Annotated in this window: 6 protein-coding genes; 2 read left to right on the forward strand and 4 right to left on the reverse strand. The window is 72.7% G+C overall.

Annotated elements, in window-relative coordinates; all coding sequences use genetic code 11:
- Positions 1-443, forward strand: a 443-nt coding sequence (locus ACR9ZG_RS18455) for a dihydrofolate reductase family protein (protein ID WP_481286302.1), incomplete at its 5' end; no start/stop codon positions are given.
- 42 nt (positions 444-485) lie between these two features.
- Here ACR9ZG_RS18455 and ACR9ZG_RS18460 read toward each other — a convergent pair.
- From ACR9ZG_RS18460 to ACR9ZG_RS18470, 3 genes are all read right to left on the reverse strand, one after another.
- A complete protein-coding gene (locus ACR9ZG_RS18460; protein WP_481286303.1) occupies positions 486-1,313 on the reverse strand; it encodes a hypothetical protein in 828 nt (275 codons plus the stop codon).
- Positions 1,310-1,813 (reverse strand): hypothetical protein, encoded by a 504-nt coding sequence (locus tag ACR9ZG_RS18465; protein ID WP_481286304.1) that lies wholly within the window; start codon positions 1,811-1,813, stop codon positions 1,310-1,312. The genes ACR9ZG_RS18460 and ACR9ZG_RS18465 overlap by 4 nt, the downstream gene beginning before the upstream one ends.
- Positions 1,814-1,881: 68 nt before the next feature.
- Positions 1,882-2,172 (reverse strand): DUF4287 domain-containing protein, encoded by a 291-nt coding sequence (locus ACR9ZG_RS18470; protein WP_481286305.1) that lies wholly within the window; start codon positions 2,170-2,172, stop codon positions 1,882-1,884.
- A 57-nt stretch (positions 2,173-2,229) separates the two neighbouring features.
- Between ACR9ZG_RS18470 and ACR9ZG_RS18475 the strand changes: the two genes are divergently transcribed.
- Positions 2,230-3,051 (forward strand): aldo/keto reductase, encoded by an 822-nt coding sequence (locus ACR9ZG_RS18475; RefSeq protein ID WP_481286306.1) that lies wholly within the window; start codon positions 2,230-2,232, stop codon positions 3,049-3,051.
- Between the two features lie 31 nt (positions 3,052-3,082).
- On the opposite strand, the gene ACR9ZG_RS18480 is transcribed toward ACR9ZG_RS18475, so the two are convergent.
- The gene (locus ACR9ZG_RS18480) at positions 3,083-3,430 is read right to left on the reverse strand and encodes a nuclear transport factor 2 family protein (RefSeq protein WP_481286307.1); all 348 of its coding nucleotides are present in this window, start codon (positions 3,428-3,430) and stop codon (positions 3,083-3,085) included.
- Positions 3,431-3,489 lie beyond the last annotated feature (59 nt).

The raw sequence follows: 3,489 nt of genomic DNA on the forward strand, positions 1-3,489 counted from the left end.
AGATGTGTATAAGAGACAGCTTCGGCGCCCGCACCTACCGGCTGTTCGCGGACTTCGCCCGGACCGGCGCCGAAGACATGTCTGCGCTCACCGCGCGGCCCAAGATCGTCTTCTCGCGCTCGCTGAGGGAGCCGCCGGAGTGGGCCAACACGACGGTCGTGGCCGATGACGCGGTGGAGGCGGTGCGCGAGCTCAAGCGCGGGCAGGTCGACCTGCGGACGATCGGGAGCCCCGGTCTCTGCCGCTCCCTGCTGCGGGCCGGCCTCGTCGACCGCTGCCGCGTGGTCGTGTTCCCGGTCGTCAACGGGGCGACCGGCGCCGACCGTCTGTACGACGGCTGGCCGGACGTCGTGATGGAGTCGCCCTCCATCCGGGTGCTGGACGGGCGGCTGGTGCTGTACGAGGCGGTGCCGACGGTGGTCGACGGGCCGCCGCAGGGCTGACCCCGACGCCCCTCGCGGGCGCCCGCCGTCCGTCCCTCCCCCTCAGTGCGTCGACACCGGGTGCAGCGCGTTCTGAATGGTGCAGCCGGCCTCCCCCGCCTCCAGCGTGATCGGGCGGGCCGAGCCGACGCGGACGGTGCCGTCGGCGGCGCGGGTGCCGAGCATGCAGTCCTTCGTGCCGGAGATGCCGACGGCCGCGGCGAGCACAGGGCCCTCGGCGCCGCTGTCGCGGATCAGGTGCGCGCCGGTCACCGGGTCTTTGCGCGCCGAGCCGGCCGGGAAGGCGGCCTCGAGGTCGTCGGCGAGGCTCGCCTCGGTTGCCGCCGTCAGCACCGCGGCCAGGCGGTCGTGCGCGTCGTCGGGCAGGGCGGGCGGCGGCAGCGGCGACGGCGGAGGGGAGGCCGGATCGGCCGGGCAGGAGACCCCGTCGACCGAGGTGTCCCTCCACTCGAAGAACGCGAACACCCGGAAGGCGAAGCACCCCGACCAGTCGCCCTCCTCCCAGCCCGGATGACCGATCCGCGCGCTGCGAGACGGGACGTGGGCGCTGATCCGCAGCACGAAACGGGCGCCGTCGCGGTCGCGGGTCATCCCCTCCCACGCGATCGCCTCCGCCGTGAGCTCGGCATCGGTGTCCACATCGCGCTGCCACGACGACCCGGCCGGCACTGAGTACCGGTAGGCCAGGTCCGAGGCGAGCACGTTGCGGGGGCGGGAGTCGTCGATCTGCGCGCCGATGCGCTCGGCGGCGGCGCGCGCGGCGTCCTTGGCGATGTCGTCGCCGGTCTTCGGTCCGAGCAGGCCGGCGCAGCCCGCGAGCGCGACGGCGAGCGCCAGCGCGAGCGTCGCGGCGGTGACGACGCGCCTCATGCGGTCTGGTCGTCCGGCGCCGCGGCTGCGGGAGGTCGCTGCGCGGGAGTCTGCTGCGCGGGAGGCCGCTGGAAGTACAGCGGAGCGATCCCGGCTGTGACGCCGACCGCCAGGGTGACGGCCACGTCGGCGAGCACCGGCAGGTGCGCCACGAAGGCGACGAACCCGGCCAGGATCAGCACGCAGACCACCGCCGGCGCGAACTGCTGGACGCGGTAGGCGGGCGTGCGCGGCCCGGCCCGCCACGCTCGCTCCGCGTCGCCGGCACGACGGCCGGCGAACCGGCTCACGCCGGAGATCGTGAGGATGAAGACGAGCGCGCACCACGCCCAGTTCAGGCCGAGCGGATCCTCCGGCCCGAACGCCACGCCCACGAAGAAGATCGCCACCAGCGCCACCGGCACGGCGAGACTCAGATACGCCCACGGCCCGAACGTCGCCGCCCGCACTCTCGGCCCCGCCCCCACGGTCGCCCCCGCGACCTCGCGATTCTGCAGCATGAGGCGACCCTATCGGGTGGGCCGGCGGACCGGCCGGCCCTGGCCTGGTCCGATCAGACCTGGTCCGATCAGGCCGACGGCTTGGTCGCCTTGCCGTCGAGCCACAGAATGTCCGACTCGTCGCGGTGGACGCTGTCGGCGCCGACGAACTTCGCGTCGATCGTGGCGCCCTTCTTGATCACGTGCACCATCGCCATGCCGTGCCCACGACCGAGGCCGTAGTCGTCCGAGAGCCAGGCGAGGATGTCGCCGGCCTTGGTGTCGGGACCGAACCCCTTCGCCTCCGCCTCGGTGAGCAGCTCGCGCGGCGTCCTGCCGGTCTTGTCCTCGATGGTGTCCAGGTAGGCCTGAAATGACATGGGTCCAGGTCTACCATGACCGCCACACCACCCGACCACCCCGGAAGGAGCCTCCCCATGCCCGTGCTCACCGACACCTTCACCCTCTCCAACGGCGTGACCATCCCGAAGATCGGGTTCGGCACGTGGCAGATCCCGGACGGCCCCGAGACGTACGACTCGGTCCGCGCCGCGCTCGACGTCGGCTACCGGCACATCGACACCGCGCGCGCCTACGGCAACGAGCAGAGCGTCGGGCGCGCGGTGCGCGACAGCGGCATCCCGCGCGAGGAGCTCTTCATCACGACGAAGTGCCCGGCGGAGGTGAAGGATGCGGAGGGCGCACGGCACGCGTTCGAGCGCTCCACAGCCCTGCTGGACCTCGGGCCGATCGACCTGTACCTCATCCACGCGCCCTGGCCGTGGAGCGCACAGGGCAGCGACCACCGCGCCGGCAACATCGAGGTCTGGAAGGTCTTCGAGGAGCTGTACGAGGCCGGCCGGGCGCGGTCGATCGGCGTCAGCAACTTCGAGCCGGCCGACCTCGAGTCGCTGACCGCGGCGACCGACGTGACGCCGCACGCCAACCAGATCCGCTGGTTCGTCGGCAACACGCAGCCCGAGACGACGGCGTGGTGCCGGGAGCACGACATCCTCGTGGAGGGCTACTCGCCGCTCGCGACCGGGCGGCTGCTCGACAACGGCGACATCGCGGCCATCGCGGAGAAGTACGGGAAGTCGGTCGCGCAGGTGAGCATCCGCTACCTGCTGCAGAAGGACATCCTCCCGCTGCCGAAGTCGACCACGCCGAGCCGCATCGCCGAGAACGCGGACGTCGACTTCGAGCTGTCCGCGGAGGACGTGGCGGCACTCGACGCGCTCGACGCGGGCGAGCGGTAACGGGAACCTCGGGCAGCGGCGCCGCGACGGTTCAGCCGATCCGGAGGCTCGCGATGCGGTCGCCGCGCAGGGTGAAGACCATCGGGCCCGTCCCGTTGTAGCCGTCGCCGCTCACGGTCAGCGTCACCACGTAGCTGTCGGGGTCGGAGCCCGGCGCGACGTCGACCACGTCGAAGTGCGCGTTGACTCCGATGTTGTCGGTGCCGTCCCAGCTGCGGACCCCGTCGCGGCCGTGGAACTCGCGGCCCCAGTCGCTGAGGAAGGCGTCGTCGGTGAACGCGTCGGCGAAGGCCTCGCGGTCGCCACGGTTGGTGGCATCGACGAACCGCTGGATGGGCGCGGGCAGCTGCAGGGGAGCCGGGTGGCGGTGGTCGGCCATACGCTCAGTCTGCCGCAGGGACGGCCGCCGGGTCCACGGGGCCGCGCCCCGTGCGCCCC

This window comes from Leifsonia sp. KNZ12-8B (assembly GCF_056755495.1).

Excerpts from the sequence above, each read along its gene's own strand:
- ACR9ZG_RS18460 (WP_481286303.1), bottom strand. The coding sequence starts at position 1,313 with ATGAGGCGCGTCGTCACCGCCGCGACGCTCGCGCTGGCGCTCGCCGTC.
- ACR9ZG_RS18465 (WP_481286304.1), bottom strand. The coding sequence starts at position 1,813 with ATGCTGCAGAATCGCGAGGTCGCGGGGGCGACCGTGGGGGCGGGGCCG.
- ACR9ZG_RS18470 (WP_481286305.1), bottom strand. The coding sequence starts at position 2,172 with ATGTCATTTCAGGCCTACCTGGACACCATCGAGGACAAGACCGGCAGG.
- ACR9ZG_RS18475 (WP_481286306.1), top strand. The coding sequence starts at position 2,230 with ATGCCCGTGCTCACCGACACCTTCACCCTCTCCAACGGCGTGACCATC.
- ACR9ZG_RS18480 (WP_481286307.1), bottom strand. The coding sequence starts at position 3,430 with ATGGCCGACCACCGCCACCCGGCTCCCCTGCAGCTGCCCGCGCCCATC.